This window comes from Paraburkholderia sp. BR14312 (genome assembly GCF_040948675.1).
Lineage (GTDB): Bacteria > Pseudomonadota > Gammaproteobacteria > Burkholderiales > Burkholderiaceae > Paraburkholderia > Paraburkholderia nodosa_A.
In genome coordinates this window covers 990,214-1,004,825 of the sequence record NZ_JBFPKI010000001.1, presented here as the reverse complement: position 1 = coordinate 1,004,825, position 14,612 = coordinate 990,214, and the positions used below count along the sequence as shown (strand labels likewise).

The window sequence follows — 14,612 nt, the reverse complement described above, 5'->3', positions numbered from 1 at the left end:
TCCGTTCTGTGGTCTGCCGCTCGCTCGTGCCCGAGTCGAATATCATCGAACTGCTATCCGTCGGGGGCACGATAGATGGCCCCACCCGCGTCTGAAAGTGCGGGTTAACCACATATTGGATACGTCCTTGCCCGTCCGCATGGGCGATTCCCGCACGCTCGCACCGCGATACCGCCCGGGAAGCCGCGCCGCGTAAAGGCCGTGCGCATTCGGCCCGCGCTTTGCCCGACGCGGGCCGGGGCTGGAATCGAATCCAGCGTGATAAACAAAATCGATGTTCTCCGAAAGGATTCGCAAACGCGCTGGACGATCGTGCGGAATTCAGTTGCCGCTCCATCGCCGGGGGCCGCTTCCATACGCGCTGCTTTTCGAGGCGGCGGCGCCGTTCGAGCCGCTGCTCTTGCCCCGCATGTGCCATGCGATTCACTTATCGCTTCCAAAACGAAACCAGCCCCGAAGGGCTGGCCGGTTCCACGTCGAATCAAACGAGTGTGCCCGAAATTCACCCGTTAAGGCGCGGCAACACCCTGCGTAGTCGGCGTGTACGTCGCATAGAAGCTCGAGCCTGTCCAGGTATGCGTCGGCTGGTTGTACAGCGGTGCGCCCTGCGTCCAGTTCGCACCGAGGTGCCAGTCGCCGGTGCCCGTGAACTGCGCGACGGCCGGGTACGGATAAACCGGGCGGCTGGCCGTCACGTTGTTCGACGAATCGGTCTGGTACGTCATGACCGCATTCGGCGCCGTGCCCTGCTCGGCCCACGCCGTGATCTGCGAGACGAGGTCGATGTTCGGGAAGCCTTCGCCGCCGCCGCAGTGGGCCACGCCGGGCACGAGGTACAGGCGCGCGAAATCGCTCACGTTCGAAGCGCCCATCGTGTTCTGCATCGCTTCGTAGTACTGGATCGTGAAGAGCGGCGAAATGTGTTGATCCGCCCAGCCGTGCCACAGGATCAGCTTGCCGCCCGCCTTCTTGAACGCCGATAGATCGGGGTTCGTCGCGTCCATCAGCGGATGGTTGGCCTGCAGGTAGGTCGGGTAGAAGCTCGCATCCGTGTAGCCGAAGGTGTCGATGGTCGGCATGGTGGGCGAGCCCGTGAAGATCAGGTTATAAGCACCCGTCACGATCATGTAGCTGAACAGGCTCTTCACCGATACCGGCGTGGCCGTCGAATTCGTCGTGGGCACTTCCACGCCGACCCAGTTCTCCTCCGAGCCCATCTGCGGGGAGCCGGCCAGCATGCGCTCACCCGTTGTCGCGTCGACCGGTCCGCCATAGATCTTGCTCGCGGTGGCGACTTCGGCTGCGGTCAGACAGTTGCTCGTGTTCGTCGCGCCCTGCGCACACTGGATCGATGCGGGATCGAAATTGCAGGTGCGTGGATCGGCGATCAGACCATCGGGCACACCCGCCTGGCCGCCGCATGCCGCGATGACTGCCTTGTGCAGCACGAGCGCCTTGTCGGCGTACAGAACGGCGTTGCCGGTGCTGTCGCCGGTCGTGCTTTGCGACTCCACGCTCCAGCCGTGATACAGCGAGTTCTGGATCTGGAAGTGCGCAGCCGGCGCGCCCGCAATGATGCCGTTATAGTCGTTCGGATAGCGTTGGGCGGCCATCAGCGCTTCGCGGCCGCCGTCCGAGCAGCCGATGAAGTACGCGTACTTCTGCGTCTGGCCGTAGTACGCCTTGATGAGCTTCTCCGCCGTGAGCGTCGTGATGTGCTGCCCGCGATAGGCGAAATCGGCCTGTTTTTGCGGGTCCGTAGTCCACGTCGTGTCGTTGCCCGAGTGGCCCATGTCGGTCGCCGCCGTCACGAAGCCGCCTTCCTGCACGAGCGGGCACGTGTAGCTGAAGCTGAACGACGACTGCTGGGTCGGGTCGCTCAGGTTGCCGCACAGGCCTCCACAGCCCAGCGCCGCAAAGCGCTGCGTCCACGTGCTCACCGGCAGTGCCACTTCGAACGTATTCGAAGGCGCGAGCGTGCCCTTTACGGTACAGAAGTTGACAGAAGCACCGTTGATGGTCGCCGTGGTCACGCTAGCCGAAGTAATCGCGCTGCCCGCGCCGCCAATATCGGTGATATCGACCGACGCAAGCTTCGAGCAATCCACCACGGGCGCCACGACTGCAAGCGGCGCTTTCGATGCATCGGCGCTACTGCTGCCACTACCGCCACTGCCGCACGCGGCCACGAGCGTGGCCGCCGCGAAGAGCGCGAACAGCGAGAGCAGCGAGGCGGCACGAGCGCGCACGCTCGTGAAAAGCCGTCGGGTTTGCAGGTTTCTCATGCTTGCCTCCTGGTGTCGTACGTCCTGGTTTTTTTCTGATTCACTTTCACGCCTCCGATTCTGTTTTTTCTGATTAGTAAGCCTAATTACTTTGGATACGTAGACCATGCGACATGAAATGTCCAAGCCAATCGCCTTGTTGCCCCTTCTATATTGCCCCTTCTATTTCCCTTATTGCCGTCTTGCTCGTGCCCTGCTACGGCCCGTACGCCGCGTTGCCGGCCGGCTCCATGCCGAACGCCCGCTTGGTCGCCTCGGCGCGCGCCGAACCGAGGAACGCGAGGAAATCCGCTGCCGCCTGCCGCTGCTGCGACACCGCACAGATCGCCGCGGAAAAGACCGTGACGAGTTGCGCCCCGGCCGGGAGCGGCCCGATCACTTCCACGCCCGGCACATCCTTTAGCTCGCTCAATTGCTGAAAGCCGATCTCGACCTCACCGGCCGCGATCAGGCTCGCCACCGGCACGCCCGGCTGCGCCATCACGAGGCGCGGCCTGAGCGTTTCGGCCACACCCCAGCGCTCGATCAGCCGCAACAGATGGTCGCCGCTAGGCCCCGTCGAATAGCCGATGCGCGCCGCGCGCAGCATCGTCTCGCGCAGTGCGTCCTCGGTGTCGATATCCGGGTGCGCCGCGCCGGCGGCGACGGCCGCCGCCATGCCGGAGTGCACGACGTCCGTGCGCGCACCGACGAGGTGCCCGCCCGCCGCCAGGCGGTCGATCGCCGCCGAGGCCAGCACGGCGAAATCGAATGCCGCGCCGGCCTGCACGCGGCGCGCGGCTTCCACGCCGCCTATCGCCGCAACGGTCAGCCGCTGCCCCGTTTCACGCTCGTACTGCTCGGCGAGGCCCGCGAGCAGGAGACGCGTCGCCATCGACCCGACCCCCGCCAGTGCGGCGTTGCTTTTCACATCGTCCTTTGTCATTGACTTCCGTTTCAGTCCAGAGTGAGCGAGGCCGCCTTGTCTTGCGCTTCGCTGGTGTCGCATGGACTGCGAGCCGCTACGCGCGCGCTCACAACCCCTTTGCCTTGAGCCGCGCGTCGAGGCGCGGATACACGCGGCGCGCGTTGCCTTCGTAAATCTTGTAGCGATCCGCGGCATCGACATGCGCGGCTTCGATATAGCGCTTCGTGTCGTCGTAGTTGTGGCCCGTTTCCGGGTCGATGCCGCGCACCGCACCGATCATTTCGCTCGCGAACAGAATGTTGTCCACGGGAATCACGCGTGTGAGCAAGTCGATGCCGGGCTGGTGATAGACGCAGGTGTCGAAGAACACGTTATTCAGCAGATGCTCGCTGAGCGGCGGTTTCTTCAGCTCCTGCGCGAGACCGCGGAAGCGTCCCCAGTGATAGGGCACCGCGCCGCCGCCGTGCGGAATCACGAAACGCAGCGTGGGGAAATCGCGGAACAGGTCCGACGTCAGGCACTGCATGAACGCAGTCGTGTCCGCGTTCAGGTAGTGCGCGCCCGTGGTGTGGAAGCACGCGTTGCAGCTCGTGCTTACGTGGATCATCGCGGGAATGTCGTATTCGACGAGCTTCTCGTAGATCGGGTACCAGTGGCGATCGGAAAGCGGCGGGCTCGTCCAGTGGCCGCCCGAGGGATCGGGGTTCAGGTTGACCGCTACATTGCCGTACTGCTCCACGCACTTGACGAGTTCCGGCACGCACGTGGCGGGATCGACACCCGGGCTTTGCGGCAGCATCGCGGCCGGCACGAAATGCTCCGGAAAAAGCTCGCTCACGCGGTGGCACAGCTCATTGCAGATCGCGGCCCAGGTGCTCGACACCTCGAAGTCGCCAATGTGATGGGCCATGAAACTCGCGCGCGGGCTGAAAATCGTCAGATCGAGACCGCGCTCGCGCATCAGCTTGAGCTGATTGAGTTCGATCGATTCGCGCAATTCGTCGTCGCTGATCTTCAGCTCCGATACCTTCGGCATCCCGGACGGATGGGCGATGCCCGCTATCTGGCGTTTGCGCCACGCCTCCAGCGCTGCGGGCGCCGTAGTGTAGTGGCCGTGAATGTCGATGATCATTGGGACCTCTGCTGCTGATTCGAAGCGTGGCGCTACGGTACGAATTGGCCCCACCGCGCTAGTAGCCAGGGCTATTACCTGGACTGCGCAAATAATACCGCTGGCGCCAATAAGCGAGTGCGGGAGCCGACGGCGGAAAATACCGGCAACCATGGACGCCGTGGGGTTTGCGCCGCGCCGCCTCGCCCGGATGAGGCGGCGCACCGCCCTGCCGCGCCGGCCAAATGCCGATAAATTAAATTGATGGCTCGATAAACATCTGGTAAGCGATCGATGGAATTCGAAGGGTCCCTGGGGGCGGCCGGTGCGCTGCGGCGAATTCGCTCATAATCGTCAGTTCCTCGGCCTGCCAGCGTACGGATGAACCACCATGCATATCGACCGATTCGAAATTCGCGTTCCCGAAGAGGCACTCGACGACCTGCGCCGGCGTTTGCGCGCCACGCGCTGGGCCAACGCCACGCCCTCGCCGGCGTGGCAACAAGGGGCCGACACTGCGTGGCTGCGCGAGCTCGTCGCGTATTGGGCAGACGAATACGACTGGCGCGCCGCCGAACGCGCGCTGAACCGGCTGCCGCAATTTATGGCTGAAGTGGGGGGTGCGGGTGGCGCAGGTGCCCAGCGCGTGCACTTCGTGCATCGGCGCGGCGCGGGCCCGAAGCCCTACCCGCTCGTCATCACGCACGGCTGGCCGGGGTCGTTCGTCGAATTCCATGCGCTGCTCGACCGGCTCTGCGACCCCGCCGCATTCGGCGCGGACCCGGCCGAAGCGTTCGACGTCGTCGTCCCGTCGCTGCCGGGCTTTGCCTTTTCACCCGCGCCGGGAGCGCCCGGCACCTCCGCGCTCCAGATCGCAGACCTGTGGGCCGCGCTGATGGGCGGTCTCGGCTACGAGCGTTTCGGTGCGCAGGGCGGCGACCTCGGCGCGGGCGTGTCCATTGCGCTCGCCGCGCGGCACAGCCCAGCCGTCGAGGGCATCCATCTGAACTTCCTGCCCAGCTCCTACGAACCGGTAATCGACGCTGCGCAAGCCCCACTCACTGAGGCGGAACAGGCCTATCTGCGTGAGAAGACCGACTGGGCGGCGCTGGAGGGCGGCTACGCGCATATGCACAGCACGAAGCCGCAGACGGCGGCAGCGGCGCTCAACGACTCTCCCGCGGGACTGGCCGCGTGGATCGGCGAGAAGTTTCGCGCATGGAGCGACTGCGACGGTGACATCGAGCGCCGGTTCTCGAAGGACACCTTGCTCACGGATCTTTCACTGTACTGGTTCACCGGCAGCATCGGCACATCCATGCAGATGTACTGGGAGAACCGTCTTCAGCCGTTTCGCTTCGCGGCCGGGCAACGCGTGGCGCCGCCCGTCGCCTTCGCGCGCTTTCCCAAGGAGATCAATCATCCGCCGCCGTCGTGGCTCGAGCGTGTGTTCGATGTCGCGCAATGGACCGACATGCCGCGCGGCGGCCATTTCGCCGCCATGGAAGAGCCCGATCTTCTCGCGGCCGACATTCGCCGCTTCTTTAAACGGTTTCGGGAATGAAGGTCACTGCGCGGCGTTGTCGCCGAACGGATGCGCGGGGGCATCCGTCGCGCGCCACGCGTAACGCCTGAGCAGCGCGGCATAACCTTCGATCACGAATCCGCCGCATTTGTGCCGATAGTCGTCGCGCCGCATGCGATAGGCGCGCGCCAGTTGAAACCACGGCAAGCGCGGCAGATCGTGGTGCACGAGATGGTAGTTGTTGTTCAGATACAGAAAGCGCATGACGAGCCCGGCCTCGTTGATGGCGATGCGCGCCTTCGGATGCGACACCGCGCGATGCTCGTACAGCGAGCGGACCATCGCGAGCCCGAGCGCGGGCCAGGTGACGGCGGCGAGATACCACCACCACGGCACGCCCGCGTAACGCTGCACCCACGCGAGCAGCACCACGACGGCCGCGCAGTGCGCGAGCCACATCGGCACGTCTCGCCAGTCACCGCTTCGCAGCGCTTTCGCCGCGCCGGCGAGCATGGCGGCCACGCTCATGGGCGGCCCGATCACCACCCGGCCCACGAAACTCTTGCGTGCGTGCCACAGCACGCGATGCCAGCGCGGCAGCCGGACCCATTGCTCGTGCTGCACGTAGTTCGTTTCGGGGTCGATGCCGGGCACGGTCAACGCTTCGTCGCGATGATGCGCCATATGGCTCTCGCGGTAGACCGCATAGGGAAACCAGACGGCGAGCGGCGGCCAGCCCAGCGCCATGTTCAGCCATGCGAACCGGGTGGGATGACCGTGCAGCAGTTCGTGCTGGAGCGACATGTGCCATGCGCACAGCACGATGAGGCACGGCGTGGCGGCCACGAGCGTGAGCAGACCTGAGCGCACGAACGCGAGCACCGCAAACCAGCCGCCGTAGATCACGGCGATGAGCAGCCAGGTGGGCCATTCCGTGCGTGCGGTGAACCCGGTGGCGAGCGCGGCGACTTCCCGCGCGTGGTCTGCGTCGAAATATTCGGCCATGTTCGCCAGTTCCCGCGATGAAGGATGGTGCCACTCCATACGGAGAGCAAAGCAACGCAGGTCCTCACCATACCGAACGCGCGGCGCCTCACCAACCAACGAATTGCCATTTGCTTATCTCACCGCGCTGCGCGACGCGCCAGCTGCGTGCGGCGTAGAATGCGCCCATGACCCGCTGGATCGCCTGCCTGCCGATGTACAACGTGACGCCGCAACATGCGGCGGCGTGGCGCTCGCTGTTGAGCGACAGTCTGGGCATCGTGGCGCGCTCGTTCGACATAGGCGACGTCACGATCGAGAACGCGCCGGAGGGCGAACTCATGCCGCACTGGCGCCGCGAGGACTTGCTGCTCTCGCAGACCTGCGGGTTTCCGTACCGCGTGCTCGGACTCGCCAACGAAGTCCGCCTGATCGCGACCCCGATATTCGACGCACCCGGTTGCGAAGGCCCGCGCTATCGAAGCGTGCTTGCCGTTTCATCCCAGGCGTGGGAACGCGGCGCGAAAACGCTCGAAGCGTGCCGCGGCTTGTGCGCCGCATGCAACAGCGCGGATTCGCATAGCGGCATGAACGCGTTGCGCCACGCGGTCGCGCCGCTCGCCCGCGAGGGCCGCTTCTTTGCCTCGGTGCTCTGGACAGGCTCGCACGCGGCCACGTTACGCGCGCTGGCGAGCGGCGCGGCCGACGTGGGCGCGATCGACTGCGTCACGTTCGCATTGCTGCACGATTCGCACCCCGAACGGTTCGACGGCGTGCAAACCATCGGCATGACAGCCTCAGCCCCAGGCCTTCCGCTGATCGCCTCACGTGCGCTCGGCGAGGATCAGACGCAGGCGCTGCGAGATGCGCTAGATGCCGCTCATGCAGCCGACGCCGAGCGCGCACGCACGTTGCGCCTGCGCGGATTCGCGCGACTCAGGGGAGAGACGTACGCCGAGATCGAAGCAATCGCGAATGCCGCCGCGCAGCAAGGCTATCCCGAGCTTCGTTGAATGGCCTCACGCGATGCGCGCAACAAATGCCGCGCAGCGGTCCTCCGGTTGAGTCAAACGGTCGTGCCGCAGACATAACCGGCTCTCCCCGACACTCGCCCCATAAGCCGAGCCGAACGAAGCCAACCCGGGGATGCGTGCCTCCAGCAACGCGCGGTCTTCGGCCCAGTGCGCACACTGCCCGCACAGTGGGCGCTTCCCGGATTGCGCCGCGCCATTCAAGTTCATTTTCCGAGCGCAAGCCAGTACGGCGCGAACAGGTGCACCGAAAGCAGATACCCGAGCACCACATTCACGGCCACACCGACCGTGAACGCGGCGAGCGGCCTGACGCCCGTTGACGAAAGCGCGGCGAAGCGTGTCGTGAGGCCGATGCTGAGAAAGCAGAACGTGAACGCCCACGTGCGCAACGCGACGATCGGCGCGACGAAGCCTGGCGTTACGGCGCTGCGGTATTCGGCCAGCGTGTAGTGCGAAGCGACCCACGTGACAAACGCCGAAGCAATCACGAACCCGACCACGAACTTGGGAAACCGCGTCCAGATTTCGCGGGCGCGCGTCGTGGTCTGCACTTCGTCACCGGCCTCGCGGTCCCAGCGCGTGGTCGCCACGATCGCCAGCACGAAGGCCCAGATGCCGATCCAGATGTCGCGGCCCACCACCTTCATCAACACGAATGCTTGCAGCGATGCATCGGGCGCACCCGCCACTGCGCCGCTCGCGTGTCGCGCAAAGTCGCCGTAGGCCTGGGCGGCAGCAATGCCCGCCGCGTCCGCGAACTCCGAAGTGCCGATCCACGCCCCAGCCACACCGGTCGGCAGGCCGAACGCACGCGAAAGCGCCGGCAGCGCGAACACCATCACGATCGCCCACACCACGACCAGCGTGATCGCAACCGAAGCCTGCTCGCGCCGCGCGCGCACCGCGCCCGCAATCGCGATCGCGGCCGAAACGCCGCACACCGCACCGCCCACGCCGAGCACTGCGGCGAAGCGTTGGTCGATCTTCAGCGCCCGCGCCGTGCCATAGATCACGAAAAACGTGACGAGCGAAACGATGGTAGCCTGCCCCACGGCAACCGGCCCCGCCCACACAATCAACGTGAGCGGCAGCGTCGCGCCGAGCAGCACGATCCCGACCTTGATGTAGAACTCCACGCGCAGCGCCGGCGCAAGCCAGGCGGGCACAGTGAAAATATTCGACACGATGAGCCCGAGCGCCAGTGCGATGAGCGGCGGCTCAAGGTTGTAGCGCGCGGCCTGCGCCCAGGCGCCGACGATGAAGATGGCCGCCGACACCACGAAGAGGACGAAGAATCCCCGAATGAATTGCGCGACCGGCAAGCCGAGCGCCGCAATGGCCACCGAGAACACGGCCGCAAACCCCACGAAAAGCGCGACATAGGCTCCCGCATGCGCGGCGAGGTTGCGAGCGAGCTCGTCGAAGTCGTTCCAGCGCCCGGGCGCCACGGCAAGGCTCTTGATACTGCCGCCCGAAGCAAACAGCCCATACGCGATCGCAATCACGAACAGCCCGATTGCAACCGCCCACCAGTCTTCCGTCCCGAACGGCCTGCGTTGCGCGGTGACGGTCTCACCCGCGCGCTTGCCACTCTCATCCGCAAGAGTCGTATGGCTCATAGTTAGTTTTCCCCTGTTCAAACCTCGATTGCGGCAATCGCCATGTCGCCGTTAAACAGGCGCTACACATCCCGAAGCACGCGCCTCGCACTCAGTATGGAATGCGCATGTTCGAAACGAAAATGACTTATTCCTCTTTGCTTATGCTGCAATTGCAGCTTCTTCGCGTTCATCCGCATAATCCTCGCTATCGATGTCGTAGCCCGAGGGCTCCCACCGGATCGCGAGCAGCACAAGCAGCGAAGCGAGCGGCGCGATGGCGATCACCCAGAAGACCTTCGTGCCGAGCGCCGCGGCGAGCACGGGAAACAGGAATAGCGACACCGTGGAAGCGGAGCGGACGAGCGTCTGATTGAAACCCACGCCAATGCCGCGCAGCGAGGTCGGATAACTGAGCGAAGCATAGGTCATGCAATGCGAGCCGGGGCCGAAGCCCTGCCCGAACAGATAGCCGCCCAGCAGCAGAATGGCGACCACAACGAAAAAGGCGCTCCCCGGATGGCCGATCAGCGCAAGACCGATGAGCGAGACGAACTGCAGCGTGTGACCGAGAACGGTCATTTTCCACGCGCCGACGGTGGGCGCGGTACGCACGCCGATCAACCCGCCAACGAAAGCGAACAACAGGTTCAGCGTGAGCGAAGCAACGATGGTCGTGAGCGGACCCTGCTGGAAAAAGCTCGCGATAATCACGGGCAGGCCGAAAATGATCGCGTTGTAACCGAAAGAAGACGCCGCGCCGATCGTTGCGGCAAGAATCGTGCGGCGACGATACGTGGCGTTGAAAAGCACGCCGTAGTTGCGCCATGAAGCGGCACGCGGCGCTCGCGTGGGCGCTTCGCCGCGCTCGACCACGGCATCGACGCCATACGAGCGCTTGAGAATGCGCGCCGCGCCTTCCAGATCGCCCTGATTCGCGGCCCACACGGGCGACTCGCTGATATAGCGGCTACGCACGGCAATGATGACGAGCGCCGGCACCGCGCCGAACGCGAGCGTGATACGCCAGAGCCAGCCGAGCTGATGCTCGGGCAGGATCGCATAGAGGCCGAGAATGAGCAGATAGCAGGTGCTCGTGGCCGCGTACCACGCGGGGCACCACGCCGCCACGCTGGCCGCCTTGTTGCCCTTGCCCGCCACGCGCGAGAACTCGGCGAGAAACGCCATGGCGACCGGCAGATCGAGCCCCACCCCGAAGCCCATGAGAAAGCGTGCGCCGCCCAGCACCCAGGCGTTGGGCGCGAGCCCGGCCGCGATTGCGGCCACCACGAAGAACAGCATGTCGGCCATGAATACGCGGTAGCGCCCGATGCGGTCCGTGAGATAGCCGCCGAACAGGGCGCCGAGAATCGCGCCGAACGTAATGGCCGCCGAAACGAAGCCGACTTGCACTGGCGATAGCGAGAATTCGCGTGCGATATCCTTGATGCCATAGGCGAGCGAGGTGAGATCGTAGGCATCGAGAAACACACCGCCCAGTGCGATCGCGATCACGATACGCGCGTTGCTGCCCTGCGCTGCGCCGGCGTTGACGATACGGGAGACGTCCTGAGCGGAGCGGATCACGGCATGTTGCGGGGCTTGCGCTTGCCCGGCGGCTTCGACGAGTTCCGAAGCGGGAACGGCGAGAGTGGACATGGAACGAGACTCGCGTGAGGAATGGAATCGCTGCATCCTAGCCACGTCGCTGCGTGCCGCAAAACGACGAATATAGCTAAGCAATCCTCCCAAAATTGGTTGTCCGCTTGCCGCGCGCTCTCTAGCATCGCCCTATCCACAACTCTTCGAATAATGGATTCTATGAAGAAAAGAACCTTGCTGGGCGCGATGCTGGCTTCGCTCGCGCTGGGCGTAAGTATTGGGGGCGCGACGCTCGCGCACGCGGCAGACCAGACGTTGCGCGTTGGCATCATGTCGGGTGAAGACGAGGACGTGTGGCGCGTGGTGGCCGCCAACGCCGCGAAGCGCGGCCTCACGATCAAGGTGACCACGTTCTCCGAATACACGCAGCCCAACGAAGCGCTTTCCAGCCACGACCTCGACGCCAATTCGTTCCAGCACAAGCCGTATCTGGACGCGCAGATCAAGGCGCGCGGCTACAAGATCGTGCCGGTCGGCTTTACCTACGTGCAGCCTATCGGGCTGTATTCGCGCAAGGTGAAGTCAGTGGCAGACCTGCCGCAGGGCGCGACCATTGGCGTGCCGAACGATCCGAGCAACGAAGGCCGCTCGCTGCTGCTGCTCCAGGCACAGGGACTCATTACGTTGCGCGAGGACGTCGGCCTGCTGCCGACCGCACGCGACATCGCGAAGAACCCGAAGAATATCCATATCAAGGAACTTGATTCGGGTATCGTCGGGCGCGCGATTGGCGATCTGGATGCGGCCGTTGTCAATACGGACTGGGCCGTCAAATCCGGCATCGAGATTCCGCAGGAGCGGATTGCTCAGGAGAAGGTGACTGGCAATCCTTATCGCAACTTCATTGCCGTGAATGAGAAGGACGCTAACGCGGGTTGGGTGCGTGCGCTTGTGGAGAGCTATCAGCAGCCTAATGTGGCGTCGGAGATTATTGCTGTGTATCACGGGGCTACGTTGCCTGCCTGGCAGGGGGCGCCGCAGCAGTAAGGGAGTGGGTGGGGTTTGCCGCGGGGCGCCGTGATGCTTTTTGTTCGCGGCTCCCCGGCGCTTTGGCCTCTCCCATTAAATCCCATTCAAGCCACTTCCCCCGCCCACCGATACCCCGCCCCAGCATGCCGCTGCGGCAAGGTAGCCTCCCCCCCAAACAACTTCTCCCGCAACGTCCCCGGCGCATACGCCGTCTTATACCGCCCACGCGCCTGCAACTCCGGCACGACGAGATCCACGAAATCCTCGTAGCTCTCGGGCACGACCGTGCGGCTCAGGTTGAACCCATCCACATCCGCCTCGTCAATCCACGCCTGCAGTTCATCCGCCACCTGCGAAGCGCTGCCGACAATCGCCGGATAGCGCCCACCCAGCTCGAACATCTCCAGCAGCTTGCGCCGCGTCCAGCCGTGTTGCTTCGCCGTCCGCGTGGCGGATTCGATCGCATTGCCCGGCGCATAATCCACGGGCGCGTCCAGATCGTATTGCGAATAATCGACACCCGTGCTCGACGCGAAATGCGCCAACCCCGCTTCACGGCTCGCATATTGCCGGTAGTCGGCATACTTCTCGCGCGCTTCGCGCTCAGTGGAGCCCGGCACCACCGCCACGCCGACGAAGACCTTCACATCGTCGGGCCGGCGCCCCGCTTGCACCAATTGTTCGCGCAACGCGCGCACTGTCTCACGCGCGGCGGCGCGGCTTGGCGGCGAAATGAACACGCATTCCGCGTGACGCGCCGCAAAGCGCTGCCCGCGCCCCGAACTGCCCGCCTGGAACAGCACCGGCGTGCGCTGCGGCGAAGGTTCCGCCAGGTGATAACCGTCCACGCGGTAGTAACGTCCCGCATGCTCCACGCGATGCAGCTTCGCGGGATCGGCGAAAACACGCGCGGCCTTGTCGCGCCGCACGGCGTCCGCTTCCCAGCTGCCCTCCCAGAGTTTGTAGAGGACTTCCAGGTATTCGTCCGCCCGGTCGTAGCGCTCGTCGTGCGGCAGTTGCTGCTCGAGTCCCATGGCGCGCGCCGCGCTGTCCAGATAGCCCGTCACGATGTTCCAGCCGATGCGGCCCTGCGTGAGGTGATCGAGCGTCGAAAAGCGCCGCGCCAGCAAATAAGGCTGCTCGTATGTGAGGTTCACCGTCACGCCAAAGCCGAGATGCTCGGTCACAGCGGTCATGGCCGGCACGACGAGCGTGGGGTCGTTCACCGGCAACTGGATCGACTCGCGCAGCGTCACGTCCACGTTGCGCTGATAGACATCGTAGACGCCCACGATATCGGCGAGAAAAAGCCCGTCGAAGAGCCCGCGCTCCAGCGTACGCGCGAGATTCGTCCAGTACGCGAGCGTGCGGTAGTCGGTCGAGCGGTCGCGCGGGTGCGTCCACAGCCCGTGATTGATGTGTCCCACGCAATTCATGTTGAACGCGTTGAGCAAAATGGGTTTGTTCGTTTTCGCCATCGTAAGGCTCGCTCCTGCGGCATCGAAGGTCCAAACGCCCATTGGAACAGCCTGCGTCCCGATCCCCTACCAGTTAATTCGCAATTGCATATCAGCTTTGCGGATGTGGGCGCGGCCTACGCTTTCACGGCGTCCTGCGCTTCTATCTGCGCTTCGGCCTGCGGTTCCCGCTTGAGCGCGAAAAGCGAAGCGGCAACGATCAGCATGCCGCCGATCCACGCGGCCAAAGTAAGCCGCTCACCAAGCCACACGCATGCAAAGAGCGCGCCGAACACCGGCTCGCTGCCCATGAGCAACGCCACGCGCGTGGGGCTGCTGCGGCTCACGGCGTAGTTCTGCACGAAGAAGGCGAACAGCGTGCAGCCCGCCACGAGATAGATCACGCTGCCCCAGAATACGCCGTGCCCCTGCCAGGGCGGCAACGGCCGCCACTGTTCGGGCGCAACAGTCAACGCGAGCGCGGCGCAGCCGATCGAAACGACGGCGGACTGGACCGCCGTCACCGTGAGCGGCGGCACGGCACCCGACTTCATCACGCGCTTGACCGCGCAGGTCGTCAATGCGCGCAGCAGCGCGGCCAGCACGACCAGCAGATCGCCGGGGCTCGCCGCCACATGGCCGCCCGTCAGGAGCAGCGCGCCAAACAGCGACACGCCAGCCGCCGCCCATTCCACCGGCCGCGGCGCGCGCTTGAGCCACGCCCACTCCACGAGCGGCGTGAGGACTACGCACAGGCTGATGAGAAACGCGGCGTTCGAGGCGTTCGTGAGCGACACGCCAAACGTCTCGGCCAGAAAGATGCCGAGCAGCAGGAGTCCTGCGCCGATCACGCCGATCTGCTCGCGCCACGTCACATGACGCAGACCGTGTAACGCGGGCGACAGCAGCACGAAGGTGGTGCCAAAGCGCAGCGCGAGCAGACCCAGCACCGGATAGACAAGCAGCGCACCCTTCACCACGCCATAGCTCGTGCCCCAGATAAGCGCGACAGCAACAAGCAATAGATCGACGGTGCGGGACGAACGGGTCAGGGCATTCATGGGGAACGAGCGTGCAGAT

Annotated in this window: 11 protein-coding genes; 3 read left to right on the top strand and 8 right to left on the bottom strand. The window is 64.7% G+C overall.

What is annotated here, in order from left to right:
- Positions 1-509: 509 nt before the first annotated feature.
- The 3 genes from AB3X98_RS04550 to AB3X98_RS04540 form a co-directional block, all read right to left on the bottom strand.
- On the bottom strand, positions 510-2,285 hold the full coding sequence (locus AB3X98_RS04550) for a tannase/feruloyl esterase family alpha/beta hydrolase (protein WP_368602640.1): 1,776 nt from the start codon (positions 2,283-2,285) through the stop codon (positions 510-512).
- Between the two features lie 196 nt (positions 2,286-2,481).
- Positions 2,482-3,210: a substrate-binding domain-containing protein gene (locus AB3X98_RS04545; protein WP_368602641.1), complete on the bottom strand. Its 729-nt coding sequence runs from the start codon at positions 3,208-3,210 to the stop codon at positions 2,482-2,484.
- Between the two features lie 88 nt (positions 3,211-3,298).
- Positions 3,299-4,324: an amidohydrolase family protein gene (locus AB3X98_RS04540; protein WP_342948688.1), complete on the bottom strand. Its 1,026-nt coding sequence runs from the start codon at positions 4,322-4,324 to the stop codon at positions 3,299-3,301.
- A 370-nt stretch (positions 4,325-4,694) separates the two neighbouring features.
- On the opposite strand from AB3X98_RS04540, the gene AB3X98_RS04535 reads away from it, so the two are divergent.
- Entirely contained in the window at positions 4,695-5,867 is a 1,173-nt protein-coding gene (locus AB3X98_RS04535) for an epoxide hydrolase family protein (RefSeq protein ID WP_368602642.1), read from the top strand.
- A 3-nt stretch (positions 5,868-5,870) separates the two neighbouring features.
- Here the strand turns inward: AB3X98_RS04535 and AB3X98_RS04530 are convergent, their stop codons facing one another.
- Complete coding sequence (locus tag AB3X98_RS04530; protein ID WP_342948686.1) at positions 5,871-6,833, bottom strand: fatty acid desaturase; 963 nt, start codon at positions 6,831-6,833, stop codon at positions 5,871-5,873.
- A 167-nt stretch (positions 6,834-7,000) separates the two neighbouring features.
- Here AB3X98_RS04530 and AB3X98_RS04525 point away from each other — a divergent pair, with 167 nt between their 5' ends.
- Positions 7,001-7,825: a phosphate/phosphite/phosphonate ABC transporter substrate-binding protein gene (locus AB3X98_RS04525; protein WP_368602643.1), complete on the top strand. Its 825-nt coding sequence runs from the start codon at positions 7,001-7,003 to the stop codon at positions 7,823-7,825.
- Positions 7,826-8,049: 224 nt separating this feature from the next.
- Here the strand turns inward: AB3X98_RS04525 and AB3X98_RS04520 are convergent, their stop codons facing one another.
- Together AB3X98_RS04520 and AB3X98_RS04515 are read right to left on the bottom strand one after the other, a co-directional pair.
- A complete protein-coding gene (locus tag AB3X98_RS04520) occupies positions 8,050-9,465 on the bottom strand; it encodes a YeiH family protein (RefSeq protein WP_368602644.1) in 1,416 nt (471 codons plus the stop codon).
- Between the two features lie 141 nt (positions 9,466-9,606).
- Complete coding sequence (locus AB3X98_RS04515; protein ID WP_368602645.1) at positions 9,607-11,103, bottom strand: MFS transporter; 1,497 nt, start codon at positions 11,101-11,103, stop codon at positions 9,607-9,609.
- A 189-nt stretch (positions 11,104-11,292) separates the two neighbouring features.
- Between AB3X98_RS04515 and AB3X98_RS04510 the strand changes: the two genes are divergently transcribed.
- Positions 11,293-12,093: a MetQ/NlpA family lipoprotein gene (locus tag AB3X98_RS04510; RefSeq protein ID WP_368602828.1), complete on the top strand. Its 801-nt coding sequence runs from the start codon at positions 11,293-11,295 to the stop codon at positions 12,091-12,093.
- 86 nt (positions 12,094-12,179) lie between these two features.
- Here the strand turns inward: AB3X98_RS04510 and AB3X98_RS04505 are convergent, their stop codons facing one another.
- Both AB3X98_RS04505 and AB3X98_RS04500 read right to left on the bottom strand, forming a co-directional pair.
- On the bottom strand, positions 12,180-13,553 hold the full coding sequence (locus tag AB3X98_RS04505) for an LLM class flavin-dependent oxidoreductase (protein ID WP_368602646.1): 1,374 nt from the start codon (positions 13,551-13,553) through the stop codon (positions 12,180-12,182).
- Between the two features lie 116 nt (positions 13,554-13,669).
- Positions 13,670-14,593 (bottom strand): DMT family transporter, encoded by a 924-nt coding sequence (locus tag AB3X98_RS04500; RefSeq protein ID WP_368602647.1) that lies wholly within the window; start codon positions 14,591-14,593, stop codon positions 13,670-13,672.
- Positions 14,594-14,612 lie beyond the last annotated feature (19 nt).

Bases quoted from the DNA above. Each gene is read 5' to 3' on its own strand.
- AB3X98_RS04515 (WP_368602645.1), bottom strand. From the start codon at position 11,103: ATGTCCACTCTCGCCGTTCCCGCTTCGGAACTCGTCGAAGCCGCCGGG.
- AB3X98_RS04520 (WP_368602644.1), bottom strand. From the start codon at position 9,465: ATGAGCCATACGACTCTTGCGGATGAGAGTGGCAAGCGCGCGGGTGAG.
- AB3X98_RS04505 (WP_368602646.1), bottom strand. From the start codon at position 13,553: ATGGCGAAAACGAACAAACCCATTTTGCTCAACGCGTTCAACATGAAT.
- AB3X98_RS04500 (WP_368602647.1), bottom strand. From the start codon at position 14,593: ATGAATGCCCTGACCCGTTCGTCCCGCACCGTCGATCTATTGCTTGTT.
- AB3X98_RS04540 (WP_342948688.1), bottom strand. From the start codon at position 4,324: ATGATCATCGACATTCACGGCCACTACACTACGGCGCCCGCAGCGCTG.
- AB3X98_RS04550 (WP_368602640.1), bottom strand. From the start codon at position 2,285: ATGAGAAACCTGCAAACCCGACGGCTTTTCACGAGCGTGCGCGCTCGT.
- AB3X98_RS04535 (WP_368602642.1), top strand. From the start codon at position 4,695: ATGCATATCGACCGATTCGAAATTCGCGTTCCCGAAGAGGCACTCGAC.
- AB3X98_RS04525 (WP_368602643.1), top strand. From the start codon at position 7,001: ATGACCCGCTGGATCGCCTGCCTGCCGATGTACAACGTGACGCCGCAA.
- AB3X98_RS04510 (WP_368602828.1), top strand. From the start codon at position 11,293: ATGCTGGCTTCGCTCGCGCTGGGCGTAAGTATTGGGGGCGCGACGCTC.
- AB3X98_RS04545 (WP_368602641.1), bottom strand. From the start codon at position 3,210: ATGACAAAGGACGATGTGAAAAGCAACGCCGCACTGGCGGGGGTCGGG.
- AB3X98_RS04530 (WP_342948686.1), bottom strand. From the start codon at position 6,833: ATGGCCGAATATTTCGACGCAGACCACGCGCGGGAAGTCGCCGCGCTC.